Origin of the sequence: Lysinibacillus sp. NPDC093197, from assembly GCF_044754025.1 — a bacterium.
Classification (GTDB): Bacteria; Bacillota; Bacilli; order Bacillales_A; family Planococcaceae; genus Lysinibacillus.
Genome location: NZ_JBIVOH010000002.1, coordinates 176,961 through 196,638, shown reverse-complemented (window position 1 = coordinate 196,638; position 19,678 = coordinate 176,961). Strand labels below are relative to the sequence as shown.

Below are 19,678 nucleotides of genomic sequence, written 5' to 3'. Positions count from 1 at the left end.
GGAGGATAAATATGACATTACAATTACAGCAGGTCACAAAAAAATACAAAGATTTCACAGCGGTTGATAATTTAAATTTCACGATTGAAAAAGGGGAAATTTTTGGATTAATTGGTCAAAATGGTGCAGGAAAGACAACGACATTCCGTATGATTTTAGACTTGCAGGAAACTACAGCAGGCACGATATCATGGAATGGAAAGCCTGTGAATTCAATAAACCGTGACGTCCTTGGTTATTTACCAGAGGAACGTGGAATTTTCCCAACAATGAAGGTTGAGGAGCAGCTCTACTTTTTCGGAGAGCTACGAGGCATGAAAAAAGCAGAGCTTAAGAGGGATATTGATTTCTGGATTAGCCGTTTTGATTTAGAAGAAAAACGCAAAGATAAAGCGGAGACGTTGTCTAAAGGAAATCAACAAAAGGTACAGTTAATTGCAAGCTTTATTCATAAACCACAATTTTTAATTTTAGATGAGCCATTTAGTGGTCTTGACCCAGTGAATAAAGATTTACTGAAAGATGCCATTTTACTGCTAAAAGAACAAGGAACAACAATTTTATTTTCGAGTCACCAAATGGATAATGTCGAAGAACTTTGTGATCACTTATGTCTTCTGAAGCGGGGAGTATCACTTTTTTCCGGCAGTTTATTAGATTTAAAGAAACAGTATGGCAAAACGAAGCTGTCTGTACGAACTGATTATTCTACTACGGAGTTACTTCAGCTCGAAGGTGTTAAAGACATACGTGTGGAAAAAGAGCAAACAGTGTTAATGCTTGAGGATGAGCATTATGCAGAAAGTATTTTCCAACGTTTATCTGCTGGTAAGTACATCGAAAAATTTAGCTTAGACTATTTAACACTGGATGAAATTTTTAAAGATAAGGTAGGTGGCAGCGTTGTCGAAGTTTAGTTTGTTAATGAAGCAATTATATAGATCAAAATTGAAATCAAAATCATTTATTTTAATGACGCTTCTATACGTGCTTGCAATGTCTGTTGCTATTTTTTGGTCAGATATTAAAGAGCTCTTCACAGGGAACGATGAAGCACAGCAAATCGCTATTGTTAATGATACGACAGCAGATTTAAGTGGAATCTTTGTGTCTAATAGTGATATGGCGTTTATTCAAGATGAGACAAATCTAGAGAAGTTAGAGCAAAAAGTAAAAGATGGGGAACTTGCTGCTATTGTTGAAGTGAGTGATCAGAACGGTCAGTTGCATGCAGAAATTTCAACGTTTAAACCTTTGAAATTAAATGATCAATCGACGATATCTTCTTTATTGCAATATGCTGGACAGCATTACGCTGTACAAAAACTATCCCTATCGTCAGAGCAGGCAGCTCAAATAATGGCTGCCAAAACGATTATTTCAAATAAAAATTTAAATGAAGAAACTACTGGTGGAAAAAGTGAGGAAGAGAAACAATCAGGGCTATGGGTATCCTATGCTGTCGGCATTTTAATTTACTTCTTTATTTCCACATTCTTATCGATGATTACAACTGAAATTGCTTCTGAAAAAGGCTCACGCGCTATGGAAATGCTATTAGTAAGTGTGAAACCTGCCACGCATTTTAAAGCAAAAATTGCAGGTGTCCTGCTACTTGCAATGACACAAATGGCGATTATTGCAGTTGTCTTCCTTTTCTATGCAAAGTTCGCGAAAGACGGCGTTATTTGGGAAATGGCAGCAAGTATTGTTAAGGAATTATCGCTTGGATATGTGCTTTATGCAATCCTGTTTTTACTGTTAACAATTGTTTTATACTTGATTGTTGGCGCATTATTCGGCTCATTGGTGTCTAAAGTAGAGGAAGCAGGTCAAGTGCTAATGCCTGCAATGATGATTACCTTAATTGGCTTTTATGTAATGCTTTCGGGAATTGGTAATCCCGATACAATTATTATTAAAGTTTTCTCTTATATTCCTTTCACATCGGGTATGGTGATGCCAATGCGTATTGGAGCGACAGATATAGGTATGATTGAGCCTTTACTATCACTTGGCATTTTAGTAGTGACAATTATTGTTGCATATTTATTTAGCTTATCATTCTACAAACGTAGCGTCTTAACATATAGTACAGGCGGCGTGATTCAAAAGTTCAAAACGGTATTAAAAGTAACAACATAATGATGGAAAGCAGCTATTTAAAAGTAGCTGCTTTTTTAAATAAAGAAAACGGTAATTCCCGTTCTAATCACTCCCTTAGCGCAGACATGGCTGCAACTAATTTTAAGCTTGTCTGTTCCTGCTGAAGTGTCACGCTTGCCACGCTAATCAACGTGTATAATTAACTGAAATAATTGGTACTACTAACCTGCACTCAAAGGAAACGGAGTAACTTTTATAAATGCAACATGGTTAAAGTAGATGAGTGCTCTAAGCTATTGCTTACAGTCTGACAGCTATTGGGATATGGCTGTTTTCGACATCAATATACTAATTTTTAGAAAAGATGTAAGGCGAATTGAAGATTCAGTCGAATTTTTAGTTCAAACAGGCTATAATTTGAGGAGAAGGAATGATGGACTGCTCTGTGAAAGAGCTAAATTCTACGCATTTAAACTGCCCATTAGACCGAAACTTTAACTAAATCGAACGTGTATTGCTAAAACAGATGAAACTTTTTCATCTACTAATCGTATGTAATAGAAGAGATTAATCGCAGGGGGTATTACTTATGTCTGAAATGAACAATGACCTATTTAAATCAAAAGATCCATTCGCAACTGAAAAACCACTACTACAACCTAACCCATTAATGCAAGCTGAACCATTGCAAACACCGACATTGATTTCTGAGCAAGAACTATCACAAATTGCTCAAAATCAGCTTGCTTTAAAGAAGGATCCAGAGGTTCATGCACTTGCTCAAAAAATTGATGTAAAAGACCAAATCGCTATGTTAGAGCTAGGAAAAGAAACGGCGAATGGCATTTCTACATTTTCAGATAAAATGCTGGCAACAATGAGAGCTAGTAAGCTGGAAGAATCCAGTGTATTGTTAAATAATTTAAATAAAGTGATGGATAAATTCGATCCGCAAGATTTTGCAGAACAGAAAAAAGCGGGCTTTCTTACAAAGCTGTTTAGCAAAGGAAAAGAACAATTAGAAAGATTTTTATCTAAATATGACAGCATGAATAAAGAAGTTGATGTAATTTATCGTGAAATTCAAAAGTATGAAGTTGAAATGAAACGTAATACTATCGATTTGGAAAACTTATACGACCAAAACTTAGATTATTTCCAAACATTAAGTAAATTTGTTGCGGCGATTGAAGTAAAGGCAGATGAAGTTCGTGCTGCATTACCAATGTTAGAGCAAAAAGCGCAAACAGGTGACCAACTAGCTGCAATGGAATTTGAAACGATGCAACGTGCTGTAGAATTACTTGAGCAACGACGTTATGATTTAGAAATGGCACAGCAAGTATCGTTCCAATCTGCACCACAAATTCGCTTAATGCAGCAAGGTAATAATCATCTAATCGGTAAAATAAACTCTGCATTTGTAACGACTATTCCAATTTTTAAACAAGGTTTAATCCACGCAGTAACATTAAAGCGCCAAAAGCTTATCTCAGATTCAATGAGTGAACTGGATCGCCGCACAAATGAAATGCTTGTGCGCAATGCAGAAAACATTAGCAAAAACAGTGTCAATATTGCACGTGCTGCTGGTAGCCCAAGCATTAAAATCGAAACTATTGAAACAACATGGCAAACAATTATGGCAGGTATTCAAGAAACAAAGCAAATTCAAGCAGAAACTGCGAGAAACCGCGAGGAAGGCCGCAAACGTATCGAAAAATTACAGCTTGAATATGAAAAATTAAAAAAAATGTAATGATTGCATAGACTGTCATCAAACTCGAAAACATATGGAGTTTGTTGATAGTCTTTTTTTATTAAATATTTATTGAACTTGAGATGATTCCATTGCACTTAAAAAATCTTGCTATATTTTGGGGAATACTACTACTTAATAAGTACAACATTATATTTTCATATAGTGAGTCTGACGAGTAACTTTAAGTGCAAAAAATGCATTCAAAGTTACAACTATTTTGGAATAATGCACAGAATTTTCTTGCAATTAAGTTATTAACATGATATTTTGTTTTTATAGAAGGTTAAACGATTTACTAAAACGTTTAACTAAAGGCAAGGAGATTTGATATGACAACTCTGAAAGATATTGCAGAACACGCTAATGTAAGCGCTTGTACCGTTTCTAGATATTTAAACCAAAATATTGTTGTGAAAAAAGAAACAGAGGAAAGAATCCAACTCGCCATTAAAGAACTGGGATATGTACCAAATGTAGTTGCAAAAGCATTAAAGCGTAAGGAAACTACGAATGTTGCGGTAATCTTACCAAAGATTAATAGTCTTTATTATTCTGAGATCACTTCTGGAATTAGTCAAACTTTAGGAAAACATCATTATAATTTATTTATTTATGAAGTAGACAATTTAAATTTAAGTGAAAATGAAATACTACAACTTATGCGTGAAAATATGGTAGCTGGAATTATCATTATTGGGTTATTTTCTGACCTATCATTTAAAGATAATATTCCTAGTTTTTTAGAATGTGGTATTCCTGTTGTCTTTACAAATAGATGTATTCCGTACTCCGGTTTTCCATTAGTGTATCCGGATTTAACCAAAGCAGGTAGGATAGGGGCAGAATATCTATTTTCAAAAGGTAAAAATAAATTAGCTTTAGTTCATAAAAAGTTGCCTAACGATGTACTTGAATTATTCTTGGAAGGAATTAGTCAAGCAAGCAAGTATGAGCAAAAGCCTTTAATTATAGAAATCGACGATCATATGAATTTATCAAAAGATTGTGTGCCAATTCTTCTTGAAAACAATATTGATGGTGCATTTGTACTTAATGAATTGAGTGCAGTTTATTTAACTAAGGCATTAGTACATCATAATGTTCGGATATGTGAGGATCTTGCTGTTTTGAGTTTGGGGAATTCTCTATTGTCACAAATTTCTACACCTGAGCTAACTTGTGTAGATTTGCAGAACCAGGAATTAGGCATAAGAAGTGCTGAGATTATTCTGAGCGAAATTCAAAAAGAAAAGTTTGAACCAGTAACTATATTAGAACCGTTTATTGTTGAACGGAAATCTTCATGATTTTTGTAAGATAAATTTAAATAGAAGCAAATATAAGGAACTATTGGTTAAACGTTTAACTATTTTCATTTATTAAAAAGATTTTCTAAATTAGTTAAACGTTTAACCAATTTATCTTAAAGTTAATGTACCAACGTGGTTAAACGATTAACAAAAGAAATACATCTATTTAGTTAATCGTTTAACTAATAAGTTATTTTCGATAGGTTAAGAGCACTGCTCTTCTTATAAAACATCAATATATAACGAAAGGGAGTACGAACTATGAAACAAAAAGAGACGAATCATCTTGAGAAAGTCCGGGATATTTACGAGATTTTAAACGGTAGAATGGAAGCAGATCTGCTTATACAAAATGTAAATATTTTGGATGTGCATGGGGAAACGGTCTATCAAGGGTCTTTACTAATCTATGATAAGCGTATTGTAGCTCTAAATCCAGATGAATCAATCGCTAAAGTAAAAGAAGTATTTGATGGACAAGGGCTATACGCTATTCCAGGATTAATAGATGCACATTTGCATTTTGAATCTCAGCTGGCTCATCCAGTAGCCTTGGGCGAAGCAATGGTCCCTAATGGAACAACGACAATATTTGCTGAAACCTTAGATCTTCTAAGTGCAGCTGGTGAGGATGGGGTAAGAGCGGCTCAAGGTCTATTCCGTGATTATGAAAAATTGCCCTACAGATTATATGCATTTGCCCCTGGAAAGAAAGTAGCAGCATCGGTAACGGAGGAAGTCTTAAATATGGAGCCAGTAATCGGGCTAGGCGAATTTGAACATTTTACTTATAGTAAGGGGGATGAGGATGACTTCCTGAAGGCTTCCTGGGTAAGAGAAAAAGGGGGATTTATGAACGGGCATTGGGGCTTGACTGCTCTTCCAGATATGATCTTAAATTATTTACCTGCCATTGGTACATCCAATAATCATGATGTTTGGAATGGGGACGATATTGAGAAAAGTATTCGTTACGGTTTTCCAACCCAAATTAAGTTTGGTGTAGGGAGCAGTGAAGTAATAAAAACATTGCTTCGTTCCATTGTAGACCGTAAATTTCCAACCGATAATTTTATGTTATGTACGGATAATATCTCAATTGAAAGGTTACTTAAGATGGGGCATATGGATTGGATTATCTCACTCTGTACGGAGATGGGGATCAGCCCGATAAAAGCTATTAAAATGGCAACATTAAATACAGCCAAATCCTACCACATGGAAGATAAAATTGGATCTTTAACACCTGGGCGTTTTGCAGACATTGTATTGACAGACAGCTTATCGAAAATAAATCCACTTTATGTATTTAAAGATGGTGAATTGATTGCACAAGACAAAAAATTATTAAAGAAAATCGAGATAGACTACTCTTCCATGTGTACGGAGGGTGTACAGGGGTTAGAGGACTTAACACCGGCTGAGTTAGACATTGTACCTTTTGAAGTTTCCGAAGATGGGACAAAAGCAAAAGTCTATTTATTTGATGTATATGGGCGAGGTCATGAAAAGTTTTACCAAGAAATTTGGGTGCCAATAGTAAATGGCAAGATTATTCCGGAATATCAAGGTGAGAAATTAAGCCGCCTGTCTGTTATCCAACGATATGCAGATGGAAAACGCCATGTTGTAAATGGATTATTTAAAGGTGTTTATATCGAACATGGTGCAGTAGCAACTTTCTGGTCAGCGCCATCACCATATTTCGTTGTAGTTGGACAGGAAAGTGAAGAGATGTGCTTCTGTGCAAAAGAAGTTGATAAATATTCTGGAGCATGTATTGTATCAGACGATAAAGCGATTAAAAGTGTGATGCCTCTTGAAATTTATGGCGCCATGGCTAATATGAATGTGGATGAATTAACCAATAGTGCTGACGCCATTGATGCAGCTTTGGAAGAAATGGGTAACCGCAACGAAGGGGAGCCGGTAGTGAATAAACTTTTAAGTTTGTTTATTTCTCTGCATCGTTTCCGCATCATGAAATAAGACTCAATAAATCCTGTGCATATTACTTACACCTTATTTAGGCTGTTTAGAGAAACATTTTAATGATACATGTGCGGTGAGAAAATTATTTTCTACCAAGAGGCACTAGTGCTAAATGTTCCACTCAAGATTTACATGATTGGCAATACTATAAAATTTCACAAGGGGTAAAGGGAGGATTTTTATGCAAAATGAAAGCGTTTTAAAATCCGATAAAAACAGTTTAATAAAAAGATGGATTGTATATATCATTGGAATATATATATTGTCAATTGGTGTTAGTTTAGCAATAACAGCGGGGATTGGCATTTCACCTCAAAGTGCCTTTCAAAGAGTTTTTGTTGTGCATTTTGATTGGTTAACACAGGGAAAGGCAAATTTCATTTTAGAGTGTATCATGTTAGTGTTGGCATTTTTAGTCTACAGAAAGGGTTTTAAGTTATACCATATTATGGGGCTTGTTGCTTCGGCGATATTTGCAGTTTTTTTAGATTTCAATCTATCTCTTACATTTACTTACCTCAATCTTCCTGAGTATTGGACGAAATTTTTAACACTTGTTATTGGAGATGCATTTTTAGCTTTTGGTGTATTCCTTATGCTTCAATCTAAAGTTGTTCTAATGCCTATTGATAATTTCGTTAATGCTGTTCAACTAAGGACTGGATTTAAATGGGGGAATGTTAAAACGTGCTTTGATTTGACTTTACTTGCTTTAGCACTAATCTTCGGTCTTATTTTAGCAGGTAAAATTATGTTTATTCGAGAAGGCACAGTTTTAAACGCTATACTTGTTGGACAATATATTAAACTATTTACTTACATGTACAAAAGAAATAAGGAAAAAAAAGGATTTGAAATTACTCAACCGATAGCAAAATAATTCAATTGCAAAAATAATAAACATAAACTAACTCCCCAAAGCAGCTTAATTTTGAGGAGTTTTTTATTATGATCCAACGGCTTTACTGAAAATATTAGCAAATGCATGTCAATATCGGCATAACTATTTAAAAGCTAATGGATTTCTAATATAAGATTTATTTTTCTTCATAGGCTCTGTTTTTTTAATTTTTTAGCTAGTTTCGAAGACTTGTTATGAGTTGTTTTATTAAGGGTTTTCCTAAATCCTCTAATTTTGCATTATCTAACTGCAAACCCCAATAATAAATGGCTCCCATCAAACTTTGTACAATCATCTGAAAAAATTTTTCCGTAGAATCAAAGTGTCGAATTGAATGATCTTCTTTTCCTTCTTCAATTATTTGGTGAAGAATGACATACAGTTTACGATTTTCATTTGTGAAAAAAGTATGCTCATTACTTATGATGGCTGCGGAGTATATAACCCGCATTAAATCCTTTCCCATCTCTTCCTCAATACAACGGAATACAGCTAGACAGAAGGCTTCCAGTCGTTCTATTGCTAAAGTATATTGTTGCTTCAATTCCTCATAGATATGTACATAGCTTTTGTCCATTTCCATAAAACGCATCATAAAAATGCTTGATTTAGATGGGAAATGTTGATAAAAGGACCCCTTTGATGTTTTACTTTCCTTGACAATTCGATCCACAGAAACATTATCGTAGCCAAGCGTTTTAAATAATTCAAGTGCTACAGTCATGATATGAAGTTGTGTTTGAATGCCTTTTGTTGTTTTATTCTCTAAATCCATTATGTTTCGCTCCTTAAAGAAAGAATTTTCTAAAATGTTTGACTATTATTTATTCTCATTATATCATCAGACTATAGTCTAGTCTAATAAGGAGTGATAATAAAAATGGAAAAGCTGAGAAAAGCTGAAGAGCTAGAATTTTTGTTTAAGGATTCTATGCGTCTATTAGTAGGAGGGTTTGGCATTTCTGGTACACCGTTAACATTATTAGATGCTGTTGCGAAGTTTGAGGCAGGAAATTATGAAGTTGTCAGCAATAATCTTGGGGATGAAGGGAAAGGTCTTTATAAAGTGTTCGAGGCAGGAAAAATCGATAAAGCAATTGGTTCATTTTTCACGATTAACAAAGAAGCTATAATGGCTTGGTCAATGGGAAATTTAAAAATTGATTTAATGCCCCAAGGTACTTTAGCAGAGGCAATTCGTAGTGGGGGTGCTGGCATCGGTGGTTTTTATACGCCAACAGGTGTTGGAACAAGACTAGCAGAAGGAAAGGAAGTTCGAGAGATTGATGGTGTTCGTTATTTATTTGAGAAGGCAATCAAAGGGGATATTGCCCTCATTAAAGCCGCGAAAGCCGATAAAGCGGGCAATTTGGTTTATCACACAACTGCAAGAAACTTTAATCCGATAATGGCAACGGCTGCAGAAACAGTCATTGTGGAAGTCGATGAAATCGTTGAAATAGGGGAGCTAAATCCTGAGGAAATTATAACACCCCATATTTTTGTAGATTACGTTATTGAAAGTAAGTACATCAAACAAGGGGGGGCCTATGTTGAAGCTAAGTAGTCGTGAAATAATTGCAATGCATATTGCAAGTGAGCTAAAAGATGGCGATGTAGTCAACCTAGGCGTGGGAATTCCAACGCTAGTCTCAAAATATATTGATGATAAAAAGATATATTTCCAAACTGAAAATGGCTTAATTGGCATGGGGCCACCGCCTCATGAAAATGAGCAAGATATAGATTTAATAGATGCCGGGAAAGCTCCTGTCACAATTACGCCAGAAGCAGCTTTTTTTGATAGCGCTTTCTCATTTGCGATGATACGAGGGAAACATGTGGATGTAGCTGTTCTAGGCGCATTGGAGATTGATCGTTATGGCGAAATTGCGAACTGGTCTGTACCGAATCAACCCATTTTAGGTGTCGGTGGCGCAATGGATTTAGTCGCTGGTGCGAAGAAGGTAATTGTAGCAAGTACCCTTTTCACCAAAAATGGTTCTTCTAAACTTGTAGAAACTTTAACGTTGGATTCTAGCGGTGAGCGTCGTGTTAATCAACTTGTTACGGAGTATGCGAACTTTTTATTCCAAAATGGTGAGATTTTCATTAAGGATATTTATGGGGATTTAACATTTGAAGAATTAGAATCACGCATTGGATTACCATTAAAACGAAAAATTAGTATCTAATTGAAGGAGGAAGCCTATGTGGAGTTTAATTACGATTACAATTTCATTAATATTATTAATCGTATTAGCACTAAGAGGATTTAGTATTATCATTATTGCTCCAGTTGTAAGTTTATTCGTTATGGTGACGAATGGGTTTCCAATTTTAGAAACGTTCCAAGAAACGTACATGACTGGTTTTATCAATTACGTTCGAAATTATTTTCTAATTTTTTTATTTGCAGCAATGTTCGGTAAGCTAATGGATGATAGTGGAGCGGCTCGTCAAATCGCCAATCTTTTACTTCGAATTATCGGAAAAGATAGTAAATATAAAGTGTTAGTAGCAATTATGGTTATCTGTGCGTTCTTAACGTATGGAGGTATAAGTTTATTCGTAGTTATTTTCGCAGTATTACCAATAGCAAAGCCATTATTCAAAGAGTTAGATATTCCGTGGCATCTATTTATGGCAGCGTTTTTTACAGGGATTGGGACCTTTACAATGACGATGTTACCAGGAACCCCTTCTGTACAGAACATTATCCCAACAAACTACCTTGGTACAACGGTTACAGCAGCTCCATTATTAGGGATTATCGCAGCCGTTTTTGTTATTGCGATAAACCTATGGTATATGAAATTTGCGTTAAAACGTTCAGAACAACGCAAGGAAACTTATGCAGGTATGACAAACCCAGATAATAATGGCAAAGATGGTATTAAAGATATTTACGAGGGCCGTTCATTACCAAATGCATTTTTGAGTTTAATTCCGCCAATTGCCTTGTTAATCGCTCTGAATATCTTCAAGGTTGAAATCATTTACACGCTAATGGGCGTTGTATTATTAACAACGGTATTGTTCTGGAAATACATTGAAGTCAAGAAAAATACACTTAACGAAGGCGCTGTATCAGCGGTACTGCCAATTATTAATACGAGTGCGGATGTTGGATATGGTTCGGTAATAGCGATTACTACTGGTTTCAGTATTTTTAATGAAGCAATGGCGCAAATTCCAGGTAGTCCGCTTATTTCACTTTTCCTAGCAACTACAGCACTTGCTGGAATTACTGGATCTTCAAGTGGTGGGCTAGGAATTGCAATGGAAGCGCTATCATCGACTTACTTGAAAATGGGGTTAAATCCTGATGCAATGCATAGAGTAGCCGCAATTGCTTCGGGCGGTCTAGACTCGCTACCACATAATGGGGCTGTTATTACAATTTTAGTAGCTTCAAAGTTAACCCATAAGGATGCCTATAAACATATCTTTGTCGTTTCGGTTATTGCACCATTAATTGCAAGTATTCCAATGCTAATAGCAGCAATTTTATTATATTAATACTTAAGGGGGAAGGAAGATGATTCAAAAAATTGGGGTTATAGGATCTGGAACAATGGGATTTGGTATTGCTTTTCAATTTATCACGAATGGAATACCTGTTGTTTTACAAGATATTAACGAAGAATCTCTACGATTAGCTAGTGAAAAACTGAATACGTATCTGACAATTTTCAGGGAAGAGGGGACAGTGTTCGAAGATTCGGATAAAACGATTGTTGATCGTTTAACATTTACTACAAAAATAGAAGAGCTTGCTGATTGTGATTTAGTCATAGAATCTGCCACGGAAAATCTTGAGCTTAAGCAGAAAATTTTTAAGCAGCTTGATGAGGTTTGTGCTGATCATACAATTTTAACATCAAATACTTCAAGCTTAAAACTTTCAGAAATCGTTCGTTATGTAGAGAAGCGAAAAGATAAAGTGATGTTAACACATTTTTTTAACCCTGCGCATATTGTACCGCTTGTGGAGCTGCTTAAAGGTCCTGATACTAAGCAAGAGACATACGATGAAGTTGACGCATTAATGAAAAAAGTGGGCAAAGTGACAATTAAAGTTCGTGTTGAAGTACCAGGCTTAGTAGCAAATCGTATTCAAGTAGCGTTAGCACGTGAAGCATTAGCATTGTTAGAAGACGGTGTTGTGTCAGAACAGGATTTAGAAAAGGCAATATTCGCAGGTCCAGGTTTCCGATTTGCCTCAAGTGGTTTATTGAAAATTATCGATTTTGGTGGATTGGATGTTTGGGGCATAGTATTGGATCAATTACAGCCAGCAATTGAATCTAAGGTTCGCTCGTATAGTGTGATTAAGGATAAAACTGAACAAGGCTACCTAGGTGTCAAAGCTTCTAAAGGTTTCTTTGAATATCCTGGAAAAGGTTTAGATGAATACGTAATCGAGCGTGATCGGTCATTAATTCAACAACTAAAAACATTTACTACTATTCAAAGGGGGATTGAACATGCGTAATATTTTAGTGACTGGTGCAGGTGGAGGTCTAGGATCAGCAATGGTGGAGAAGTTTGTCACTGAAGGAGATTACGTATTCGCTGCCGATGTAAAGTTAGAAGCTGCACAGGCAGTAGCTGACTTATATCCAGGGAAGGTTGAAGCAGTTGAGTTAGATGTTTCAAATACAAATTCAGTTCAGCAAGTAATAAATCGTATTTGTGAAAATCACGAACTCCATGTGCTAGTGAATAATGCGGGCTTACAATACCGTGCTAGAATTGAAGATTTTCCAGAAGATCAGTGGGATTTACTTCAAAGTGTCATGCTAAAAGGACCGTTCTTAATGACGAAATATGTATTCCCGTATATGAAAAAGCAAAAACATGGTCGGATAGTTAATATTTCTTCGGTTCATGGTGAACTAGCAACACCCGAAAAAGTGGCATATGTTGCAGCAAAGCACGGTGTAATTGGTTTAACACGTGTAGCATCACTTGAAGGTGCCGCGCATGGGATTACGGTAAATGCTATTCTACCTGGACCAGTGAAAACACCTTTACTTGTGAAACAATTAAAAGATCTTGAAGAAAGTAGAGGTATGACTGAAGCAGAGGCATTAACTGAAATTGTATATCCGAAGCAAGCAATGCAACGTTTTATTACAGCTGAAGAAATTGCAGATAGTGTATACTTCATTTCTTCAAAACATGCAACGGCTATAACTGGCGAAGCACTTAATGTTTCGGGTGGGATGTAAAAAAAGGGGGATTAACCATGTCAGCATATATTGTAAATGGTAGTAGAACAGCATTTGGTTCTTTTGGAGGTGCCTTTGCTAATACAACTGATATCGATCTCGGTGTTGTCGTTGTAAAAGAAGCATTAAAACGTTCAGGACTTATGGCAAATCAGATTGAAGAAATTGTGTTTGGTAATATCATTCAAACAACAAGTTCTTCGGCATATTTAGCGCGACACATCGGATTAAAAAGTGGTTTATCGGAGGATAGTACTGCACTTACAGTTAATCGTTTATGTGGGTCGGGCTTACAAGCAATTGTTTCAGCAGCACAAGAAATTGAACTTGGAAATATTCAAGCGGCAATTGCTGGAGGTACAGAAAATATGAGCCAAGCACCTCAAGTATTACGAGGTACACGCTTTGGATCGCCTAATAAAGCACCAATCGTAGAAGATATGTTGTGGGCGACTTTATATGATGAGGTCGCAGGATGTGGTATGGGGATGACGGCTGAAAACTTAGCGGAGAAATATGAAATATCACGTGAAGAACAAGATGAGTTCTCCTACAACTCACATAAACGTGCAGCGGAAGCTCGTCGTTCAGGTCGTTTTGCAGAGGAAATTGCACCAGTATTAGTAAAGACACGTAAAGGTATGATTGAGATAACTGAGGATGAACATATACGCGAGGAGATTTCGATGGAAGCCCTAGCAAAACTAAAACCGGCATTTAAAAAAGACGGCTCAGTATCAGCAGGGAACGCAAGTGGTATTAATGACGGTGCCGCAGCAATCGTTCTTGTATCGGAAGCTTACTTACAGGAGCATCAGTTAAAGCCATTAGCAAAAATCGTCACTTCCGCAACGGCAGGTGTTGATCCAACAATTATGGGAATTGGCCCAGCTCCAGCGATTCGTAAATTATTGAAAAAAGTAAATTTAACATTAGAAGATATCGGATTGTTTGAACTAAATGAAGCATTCGCTGCACAGTCATTAGCAGTTTTAAAGGAGTTAGGTATTGATCAAGAAAAAGTGAATGTCAATGGCGGAGCAGTAGCACTTGGGCATCCAGTCGGTGCAAGTGGTGCACGTATTACTTACTCGCTTGCATTAGAAATGCAAAAACGAGGCGTTAGATACGGCGTAGCAAGCTTATGCATTGGCGGCGGACAAGGCATTGCTATTTTACTAGAAAATCCAACAGTGTAGTAGTGCAATATGAATTCACACTGCTTGGGGGTTTCTAACATCTAAAAACTTATAGTGCGTATTAATAGAAGTAAAAAGATTTTATTTTACAGGAAAGTTTGTTTAAAAATCATCATATCTCTTAGCATTCTAAGAGATATGATGATTTTTTTGTAGATATTTTTGATAATAGAATCGCGATAACAGTATATTTCCAATATAGTCTATGCTGCTATTTACTATTGAAATTTAGTGGTGTATTTAAGCTAGTGCTCCTTGCAAATAAACAGGGTGTTTTTTATTTTGACAAGAATGGATTTTCTCATTACGATATAATAAATGAGAATGATTATCACATAACAAGGTGATGATTTTAAACAAAGCAATCAGTGATGTGAGCAATTTTTTACTCGTTTGTGAATGAGAAGAACGATGAACAATAAAAAAATTGACGAATGTCACAGTTAAACAAAACTAAATAGACTAATAAAAATAGTATTAGAAGCAGGATATAATATTTAAGACAGGAGTTGATGAGTAATGAAGTATCAAGTTCTTAGTCGAATACCACTAAAAAACCTAATGGATTTAAAGATTGATTTTGCTTTTAAGCATCTTTTTGGTAGTGAACGAAATAAACAACTAACAATTGTTTTTCTGAATGCTATATTAAACTGGACAGGTAGCAACAAAATAAAAGAAATAACGTTTATCAACCATGAAGTAGGTGGGGAGTATAAAGAGGATAAACAATCCCGCTTAGATATTGTCGTAAAAACAGAAAAAGAAGATATAATTAATATAGAAATACAATTAGCGAATAAAAATGACATGTTCAAACGAACTTTATTTTATTGGTCAAGGCTGTATAATTTGCAGTTACAAAAAGGAAAAGGTTATTATACACTGAATCCAACCATTACTATAAATATTTGTGATTTTACATTGTTCAAAGATATTGCTCATTATCATAGTACGTATCATTTATATGAAGATAAGACTTTACAGCGTGTACAAAAATCAGATGATGTTTTAGAAATTCATTTTATAGAAATGAATAAATTTTTAAAGGCTTGGCTAATGGAAGAACTAAATCCTATTGAAGATATAATCGTAAAATGGTTGCTATTGCTTGTTATGGTAGATGGTCGCAAGCAGAAAGTATATGAAGATATTTATAAAGTATTGGAGGAATTAGCGATGAAAGACAGAAACTTACGTGAAGCGTTTGAAGCGTGGGAAGAACTAAGTCAAGATCCAGAATCCATTATAGCGTACGAATCACGAGTCAAATTTATGATTGACGAAGTGGCAACATTAGAAGATGCAAAATACCATGCAGAACAAGCAGGGATTGAAAAGGGAATGCAAGAAGGCATTCAAGAAGGAATGCAAAAAGGCATTCAAGAAGGTATAAAAGCCATTGCAAGAAAGATGATAGTAAAAGGAAATAGCAATGAAGAGATTATGGAGTTAACAAGTTTAACGTTTGAAGAAATTCAAGTGTTAAGACAGGATGTAGAATGATAGATAAATTAAGCTCAAATAACTTACTAGTTATTTGAGCTTTTTTATATTTTTTTGAAAATCTTCATATTTTGCAGTTAAATTATTTTATCTTTAGATAATATCTTTTAATCTCATGTTTTACCCTTCGAATTGTTACCAACGAGTGTAAAACTAATTCCACCTAAGTGAAAACATGTTATTTAAGCATAATCAGTAGTAATTTATGAAAAAATAACTATAATTTTATTCACTTTTACTCTATTATTTGTAATAGTATTTCTCTTAACAAAAAACTTGACTAAACAAATAGGAATTAAGATAATAACAAAGTAGTTTTAATAATTATATAAATAAAATTTATTTGATAAAGTGGGGAAAATAATGTTTGCTGCGATAAATGGAACGAAAATTTATTTTGACGTAGAAGGTTCAGGGTATATTCCGGTAGGACCAAAAATGGTGAAAAAACCAGTACTTATTGCCGTACATGGTGGACCAGGTAGTGATCACTCTGATTTCAAGCCATGGTTAACGCCACTATCAGAATTCTATCAGATTGTTTATTTAGATCAAAGATGCAATGGTCAATCAGAGCGTGTAGATGTAACGACAGCAACATTTGATCAGTTAGCAGATGATATCGAAGCGTTACGCAATTATTTAGGCTTAGAAAAAGTTGCTGTGCTAGGCCATTCTTTCGGTGGGATGATTGCCCAAGTATTTGCTACGCGCTACCCGCAATCAGTGAGTAAGCTCTTATTAATTAATACTGCACCAAGCTATGAATTCTATAAGGAAGCTAAAGAGTTTGCACAACGAATTGGAACGGAAAAACAAATTCAAACTATTCCAGAGTTATTTGAAGGTAACATCCGTGACGACGATCATTTAATTCAATGGTGGGATATTTGCTGGGATTTATACTGGTACAACTATCAGGAAGAACTAGGTGGCGATACAGGAAGTCGTCCAATCGGTTCCTTAGAAATTACAAACTATACGTTCAAACATTTAATGCCACAATACGATGTACGCTCACAAATTGCCAACCTTGAAGTGCCTACATTAATTGTAGCGGGCCGTCACGATTGGATTACACCGTTAACACAGTCAGAAGTAATGCATTCATTAATTAAAAATTCGCAATTAACTGTATTTGAAGAGAGTGGGCATATGCCATTCATCGAAGAGCATGGAGACTTCTTAATCGTAGTACGAGAATTTTTATTAAAGGACTGATTCAAGATGCATACCACATTACAAGCCTGGCATAAACAACGTCATTTAGAAGTAACGGGAGCACAAGGCGATTTAAGTTTAATCGCAATGCATGAGTTAACGAGTGAAACAACAGTTAAACAAATTGCTGGAAGCTGGAAGCCGACAAACCCATCTGTACCAGGTCTTACCTTAACGGCATTAGCTGAAGACCAATTATTTATAAACGGTGTGCTAGTGGAAGGTATGGTGAATATTATTGCGGATGAAACTATCGTTCAAACTACTAACGGCATTTCTGCAATGGCTACAAGTCAGCCAGGCTCTATGCATTTACTAGCCATTTGGGATGAAAACAGCTCTGCACTTCAAACGTTTAGTCATATTGATTCGTACGAATTGAACGAACAAGCAATTTATAATGGAAAGCTTATCAAAGATGATGCGATAATTGAGTTTTCTCACACGGGAGATGACAATCGTGCAGCGCGTATTCATGAATCAATAGGTGTTATTGAAGTGGAAATTGGCGGAGCGCTATATAGATTACGACCTTTTCAATCTGGACTACACTCAATTATTATTTTCCAAGATGCAACAAGTGGTAACGAAACATACGGTATGGGTCGTATGTTAATCATCGAACTATTAGACGATGATACAGTGCTTCTTGATTTTAATAAAGCCTTTTTACCGCCATGCGCATTTTCACCTTACTTTAACTGTCCGATGCCACCTATGAGCAATCGCATTCAAAGTAAAGTGAAGGCAGGCGAAAAGCAAATCATTTCATTGGATTCATAATAAAGCATCTAAATTAGAGAAATAGGAGAAATAGCAATGTTCAAAAACTCAAAAAAGGTTATGTTAGCGTTATTAACAATGGTAGTACTAGTTGTTTTAGCAGCTTGTGGTAACGATAAATCTTCTTCTGAAGGGAAGAGCAGCGATAAAAATGTTATTAATATCGGTGTTACGTATCCAGCTAGCAACATTAATCCATTACAACCTAGTGGATTAGTTTCTACTTATGTTTCAAATTTATTATTTTTACCATTAGTTGATTTAGATTCAAAATTAAACTATCAGCCAATGCTAGCTGATTCTATTACAACAGAAAATAATCAAACATTTACAATTAATTTAAACAAAGAAGCTAAATGGACAGATGGCACAGATATTACAACCGATGACGTAATCTTTACATTGGAATTAATGGCAAACCCTGTTGTGGCGTCAAACTATGCTTATATGTTTGCAATTGTTGAAGGCTTAGATGATAGTGGTTACTTACCACAAGGTTCCACTTCTATTTCAGGCGTTACAAAAGTAGACGAAGATACAATTCAAATTAAAACTAAAAAACCAACGACATTATCCATCTTCCAAGATACAGTAGGTCGTTATTTACTAACATTACCGAAGGCACAACTTGAAACACTTGCAGTTGAAGAGCTAAATGCAAGTGATTTCATGCAAAACCCAACAGTAACTTCTGGTCCATTTATCATTTCAAAAATGGATCGTGCACATTTTGTAGAAATGGTACCAAATAAAGATTACTTCAAAGGTGCTTCTACATTAGATCAATTAAACTTTAAAGTATTACAAGGGAATCAAATTGCTGCTCAATTAAAGAGCGGTGAAATTGATATGAATATCCCTTCAGCAGGTGTTATTCCCGTTTCAGATTATGCAAATGTGCAAGGTTTAGATACATTAAACACGGCTTATGGTGAGCCATTAGCTACACAATATATGTATATTAATGAAAACGTTGTGCCAGATGTGAAGCAACGTCAAGCGATTTCATATGCTATGAACCGTCAGTTAATTATTGATAATTTATTAAAAGGTGCTGGTGAAGTAACGGATGGCTTCTTCCCAAGCAATAGCCCGTACTTAAATGAAGGTATGAAACCAGTTAAGTATGACCTAGAAAAAGCAAAACAATTATTAGCTGAGTCTAGATGGGATTCAAGCAAAAAGTTGAAATTAGCTGTATTATCAGGTGATGCAACGTTAGAGCAAGCTGCAAACATCATCGTAGAAAACCTACGAGAGGCAGGTATTACAGCTGAAATCCAAATGATGGATTTCGGTACAATTATCGATGAAATCGTAAGTCAGAAGTATGATTTAGCGATTTTAACAGTATCCATTACACCAATTAACCCACTTCCGGATATTGCTTACTTCTTAGGAGAAGGTAATCCAAACGCTTATAACAATGCACGTGTCAATGAAATTTTAGCTGCATTAGCGACTGAAGTAGATGAAGTGAAAATTAAAGCGTTATACGGTGAATTACAAGAAATAACACAACAAGAAGTACCAATGCCATCAATTTATGCTACAACAGCATTAGGCGCAGTTAATAAACGAGTTCAAGGCGCTACACCAAGCGACTTCGGTATGTTCATTAACGTACACGAGTGGACTGTTAAATAAAGAGAGAGATAGGA

The 19,678-nt window shown here is 35.6% G+C and carries 17 protein-coding genes; 16 read left to right on the top strand and 1 reads right to left on the bottom strand.

Annotated features, from left to right (window positions below; all coding sequences use genetic code 11):
• Positions 1–11: 11 nt before the first annotated feature.
• The 6 genes from ACIP9G_RS06860 to ACIP9G_RS06835 all read left to right on the top strand — a co-directional run bounded on the left by ACIP9G_RS06860 (position 12) and on the right by ACIP9G_RS06835 (position 8,050).
• Positions 12–917 carry an ABC transporter ATP-binding protein gene (locus tag ACIP9G_RS06860; protein ID WP_401018473.1) on the top strand — a complete coding sequence of 302 codons (906 nt, stop codon included), beginning with the start codon at positions 12–14 and terminating at the stop codon, positions 915–917.
• Positions 904–2,145 (top strand): ABC transporter permease, encoded by a 1,242-nt coding sequence (locus ACIP9G_RS06855; RefSeq protein ID WP_340824824.1) that lies wholly within the window; start codon positions 904–906, stop codon positions 2,143–2,145. The genes ACIP9G_RS06860 and ACIP9G_RS06855 overlap by 14 nt, the downstream gene beginning before the upstream one ends.
• A 550-nt stretch (positions 2,146–2,695) precedes the next feature.
• On the top strand, positions 2,696–3,865 hold the full coding sequence (locus tag ACIP9G_RS06850) for a toxic anion resistance protein (protein WP_401018471.1): 1,170 nt from the start codon (positions 2,696–2,698) through the stop codon (positions 3,863–3,865).
• Between the two features lie 332 nt (positions 3,866–4,197).
• On the top strand, positions 4,198–5,175 hold the full coding sequence (locus tag ACIP9G_RS06845; RefSeq protein ID WP_401018470.1) for a LacI family DNA-binding transcriptional regulator: 978 nt from the start codon (positions 4,198–4,200) through the stop codon (positions 5,173–5,175).
• Positions 5,176–5,439: 264 nt separating this feature from the next.
• Positions 5,440–7,167 carry an amidohydrolase family protein gene (locus tag ACIP9G_RS06840; protein WP_401018468.1) on the top strand — a complete coding sequence of 576 codons (1,728 nt, stop codon included), beginning with the start codon at positions 5,440–5,442 and terminating at the stop codon, positions 7,165–7,167.
• A 184-nt stretch (positions 7,168–7,351) separates the two neighbouring features.
• A complete protein-coding gene (locus tag ACIP9G_RS06835; RefSeq protein ID WP_340824820.1) occupies positions 7,352–8,050 on the top strand; it encodes a YczE/YyaS/YitT family protein in 699 nt (232 codons plus the stop codon).
• A 196-nt stretch (positions 8,051–8,246) separates the two neighbouring features.
• Here ACIP9G_RS06835 and ACIP9G_RS06830 read toward each other — a convergent pair whose 3' ends face one another.
• Entirely contained in the window at positions 8,247–8,846 is a 600-nt protein-coding gene (locus tag ACIP9G_RS06830) for a TetR/AcrR family transcriptional regulator (RefSeq protein ID WP_401018467.1), read from the bottom strand.
• A gap of 105 nt (positions 8,847–8,951) precedes the next feature.
• On the opposite strand from ACIP9G_RS06830, the gene ACIP9G_RS06825 reads away from it, so the two are divergent.
• From ACIP9G_RS06825 to ACIP9G_RS06780, 10 genes are all read left to right on the top strand, one after another.
• On the top strand, positions 8,952–9,638 hold the full coding sequence (locus ACIP9G_RS06825) for a CoA transferase subunit A (RefSeq protein ID WP_401018466.1): 687 nt from the start codon (positions 8,952–8,954) through the stop codon (positions 9,636–9,638).
• The gene (locus tag ACIP9G_RS06820) at positions 9,622–10,266 is read left to right on the top strand and encodes a CoA-transferase (RefSeq protein WP_401018464.1); all 645 of its coding nucleotides are present in this window, start codon (positions 9,622–9,624) and stop codon (positions 10,264–10,266) included. Before ACIP9G_RS06825 ends, ACIP9G_RS06820 begins: the two co-directional genes overlap by 17 nt.
• A 16-nt stretch (positions 10,267–10,282) precedes the next feature.
• Positions 10,283–11,593: a GntP family permease gene (locus ACIP9G_RS06815; protein ID WP_340824814.1), complete on the top strand. Its 1,311-nt coding sequence runs from the start codon at positions 10,283–10,285 to the stop codon at positions 11,591–11,593.
• A 19-nt stretch (positions 11,594–11,612) separates the two neighbouring features.
• Entirely contained in the window at positions 11,613–12,569 is a 957-nt protein-coding gene (locus ACIP9G_RS06810; protein ID WP_401018462.1) for a 3-hydroxyacyl-CoA dehydrogenase family protein, read from the top strand.
• A complete protein-coding gene (locus tag ACIP9G_RS06805; protein ID WP_340824811.1) occupies positions 12,562–13,308 on the top strand; it encodes a 3-hydroxybutyrate dehydrogenase in 747 nt (248 codons plus the stop codon). The genes ACIP9G_RS06810 and ACIP9G_RS06805 overlap by 8 nt, the downstream gene beginning before the upstream one ends.
• A gap of 17 nt (positions 13,309–13,325) precedes the next feature.
• Positions 13,326–14,507 carry a thiolase family protein gene (locus ACIP9G_RS06800; protein ID WP_401018461.1) on the top strand — a complete coding sequence of 394 codons (1,182 nt, stop codon included), beginning with the start codon at positions 13,326–13,328 and terminating at the stop codon, positions 14,505–14,507.
• A gap of 519 nt (positions 14,508–15,026) precedes the next feature.
• On the top strand, positions 15,027–16,013 hold the full coding sequence (locus ACIP9G_RS06795) for an Rpn family recombination-promoting nuclease/putative transposase (protein WP_401018459.1): 987 nt from the start codon (positions 15,027–15,029) through the stop codon (positions 16,011–16,013).
• A 363-nt stretch (positions 16,014–16,376) separates the two neighbouring features.
• Positions 16,377–17,234, top strand: coding sequence for an alpha/beta fold hydrolase (locus tag ACIP9G_RS06790; RefSeq protein ID WP_401018458.1), 858 nt, complete (start codon positions 16,377–16,379; stop codon positions 17,232–17,234).
• 6 nt (positions 17,235–17,240) lie between these two features.
• Positions 17,241–18,017, top strand: a complete 777-nt coding sequence (locus tag ACIP9G_RS06785) for a DUF1684 domain-containing protein (RefSeq protein WP_401018456.1) — start codon at positions 17,241–17,243, stop codon at positions 18,015–18,017.
• A 36-nt stretch (positions 18,018–18,053) separates the two neighbouring features.
• Entirely contained in the window at positions 18,054–19,664 is a 1,611-nt protein-coding gene (locus ACIP9G_RS06780; protein WP_340824804.1) for an ABC transporter substrate-binding protein, read from the top strand.
• Positions 19,665–19,678 lie beyond the last annotated feature (14 nt).

Excerpts from the sequence above, each read along its gene's own strand:
- ACIP9G_RS06860 (WP_401018473.1), top strand. The coding sequence starts at position 12 with ATGACATTACAATTACAGCAGGTCACAAAAAAATACAAAGATTTCACA.
- ACIP9G_RS06850 (WP_401018471.1), top strand. The coding sequence starts at position 2,696 with ATGTCTGAAATGAACAATGACCTATTTAAATCAAAAGATCCATTCGCA.
- ACIP9G_RS06845 (WP_401018470.1), top strand. The coding sequence starts at position 4,198 with ATGACAACTCTGAAAGATATTGCAGAACACGCTAATGTAAGCGCTTGT.
- ACIP9G_RS06840 (WP_401018468.1), top strand. The coding sequence starts at position 5,440 with ATGAAACAAAAAGAGACGAATCATCTTGAGAAAGTCCGGGATATTTAC.
- ACIP9G_RS06835 (WP_340824820.1), top strand. The coding sequence starts at position 7,352 with ATGCAAAATGAAAGCGTTTTAAAATCCGATAAAAACAGTTTAATAAAA.
- ACIP9G_RS06830 (WP_401018467.1), bottom strand. The coding sequence starts at position 8,846 with ATGGATTTAGAGAATAAAACAACAAAAGGCATTCAAACACAACTTCAT.
- ACIP9G_RS06825 (WP_401018466.1), top strand. The coding sequence starts at position 8,952 with ATGGAAAAGCTGAGAAAAGCTGAAGAGCTAGAATTTTTGTTTAAGGAT.
- ACIP9G_RS06820 (WP_401018464.1), top strand. The coding sequence starts at position 9,622 with ATGTTGAAGCTAAGTAGTCGTGAAATAATTGCAATGCATATTGCAAGT.
- ACIP9G_RS06815 (WP_340824814.1), top strand. The coding sequence starts at position 10,283 with ATGTGGAGTTTAATTACGATTACAATTTCATTAATATTATTAATCGTA.
- ACIP9G_RS06810 (WP_401018462.1), top strand. The coding sequence starts at position 11,613 with ATGATTCAAAAAATTGGGGTTATAGGATCTGGAACAATGGGATTTGGT.
- ACIP9G_RS06805 (WP_340824811.1), top strand. The coding sequence starts at position 12,562 with ATGCGTAATATTTTAGTGACTGGTGCAGGTGGAGGTCTAGGATCAGCA.
- ACIP9G_RS06800 (WP_401018461.1), top strand. The coding sequence starts at position 13,326 with ATGTCAGCATATATTGTAAATGGTAGTAGAACAGCATTTGGTTCTTTT.
- ACIP9G_RS06795 (WP_401018459.1), top strand. The coding sequence starts at position 15,027 with ATGAAGTATCAAGTTCTTAGTCGAATACCACTAAAAAACCTAATGGAT.
- ACIP9G_RS06790 (WP_401018458.1), top strand. The coding sequence starts at position 16,377 with ATGTTTGCTGCGATAAATGGAACGAAAATTTATTTTGACGTAGAAGGT.
- ACIP9G_RS06785 (WP_401018456.1), top strand. The coding sequence starts at position 17,241 with ATGCATACCACATTACAAGCCTGGCATAAACAACGTCATTTAGAAGTA.
- ACIP9G_RS06780 (WP_340824804.1), top strand. The coding sequence starts at position 18,054 with ATGTTCAAAAACTCAAAAAAGGTTATGTTAGCGTTATTAACAATGGTA.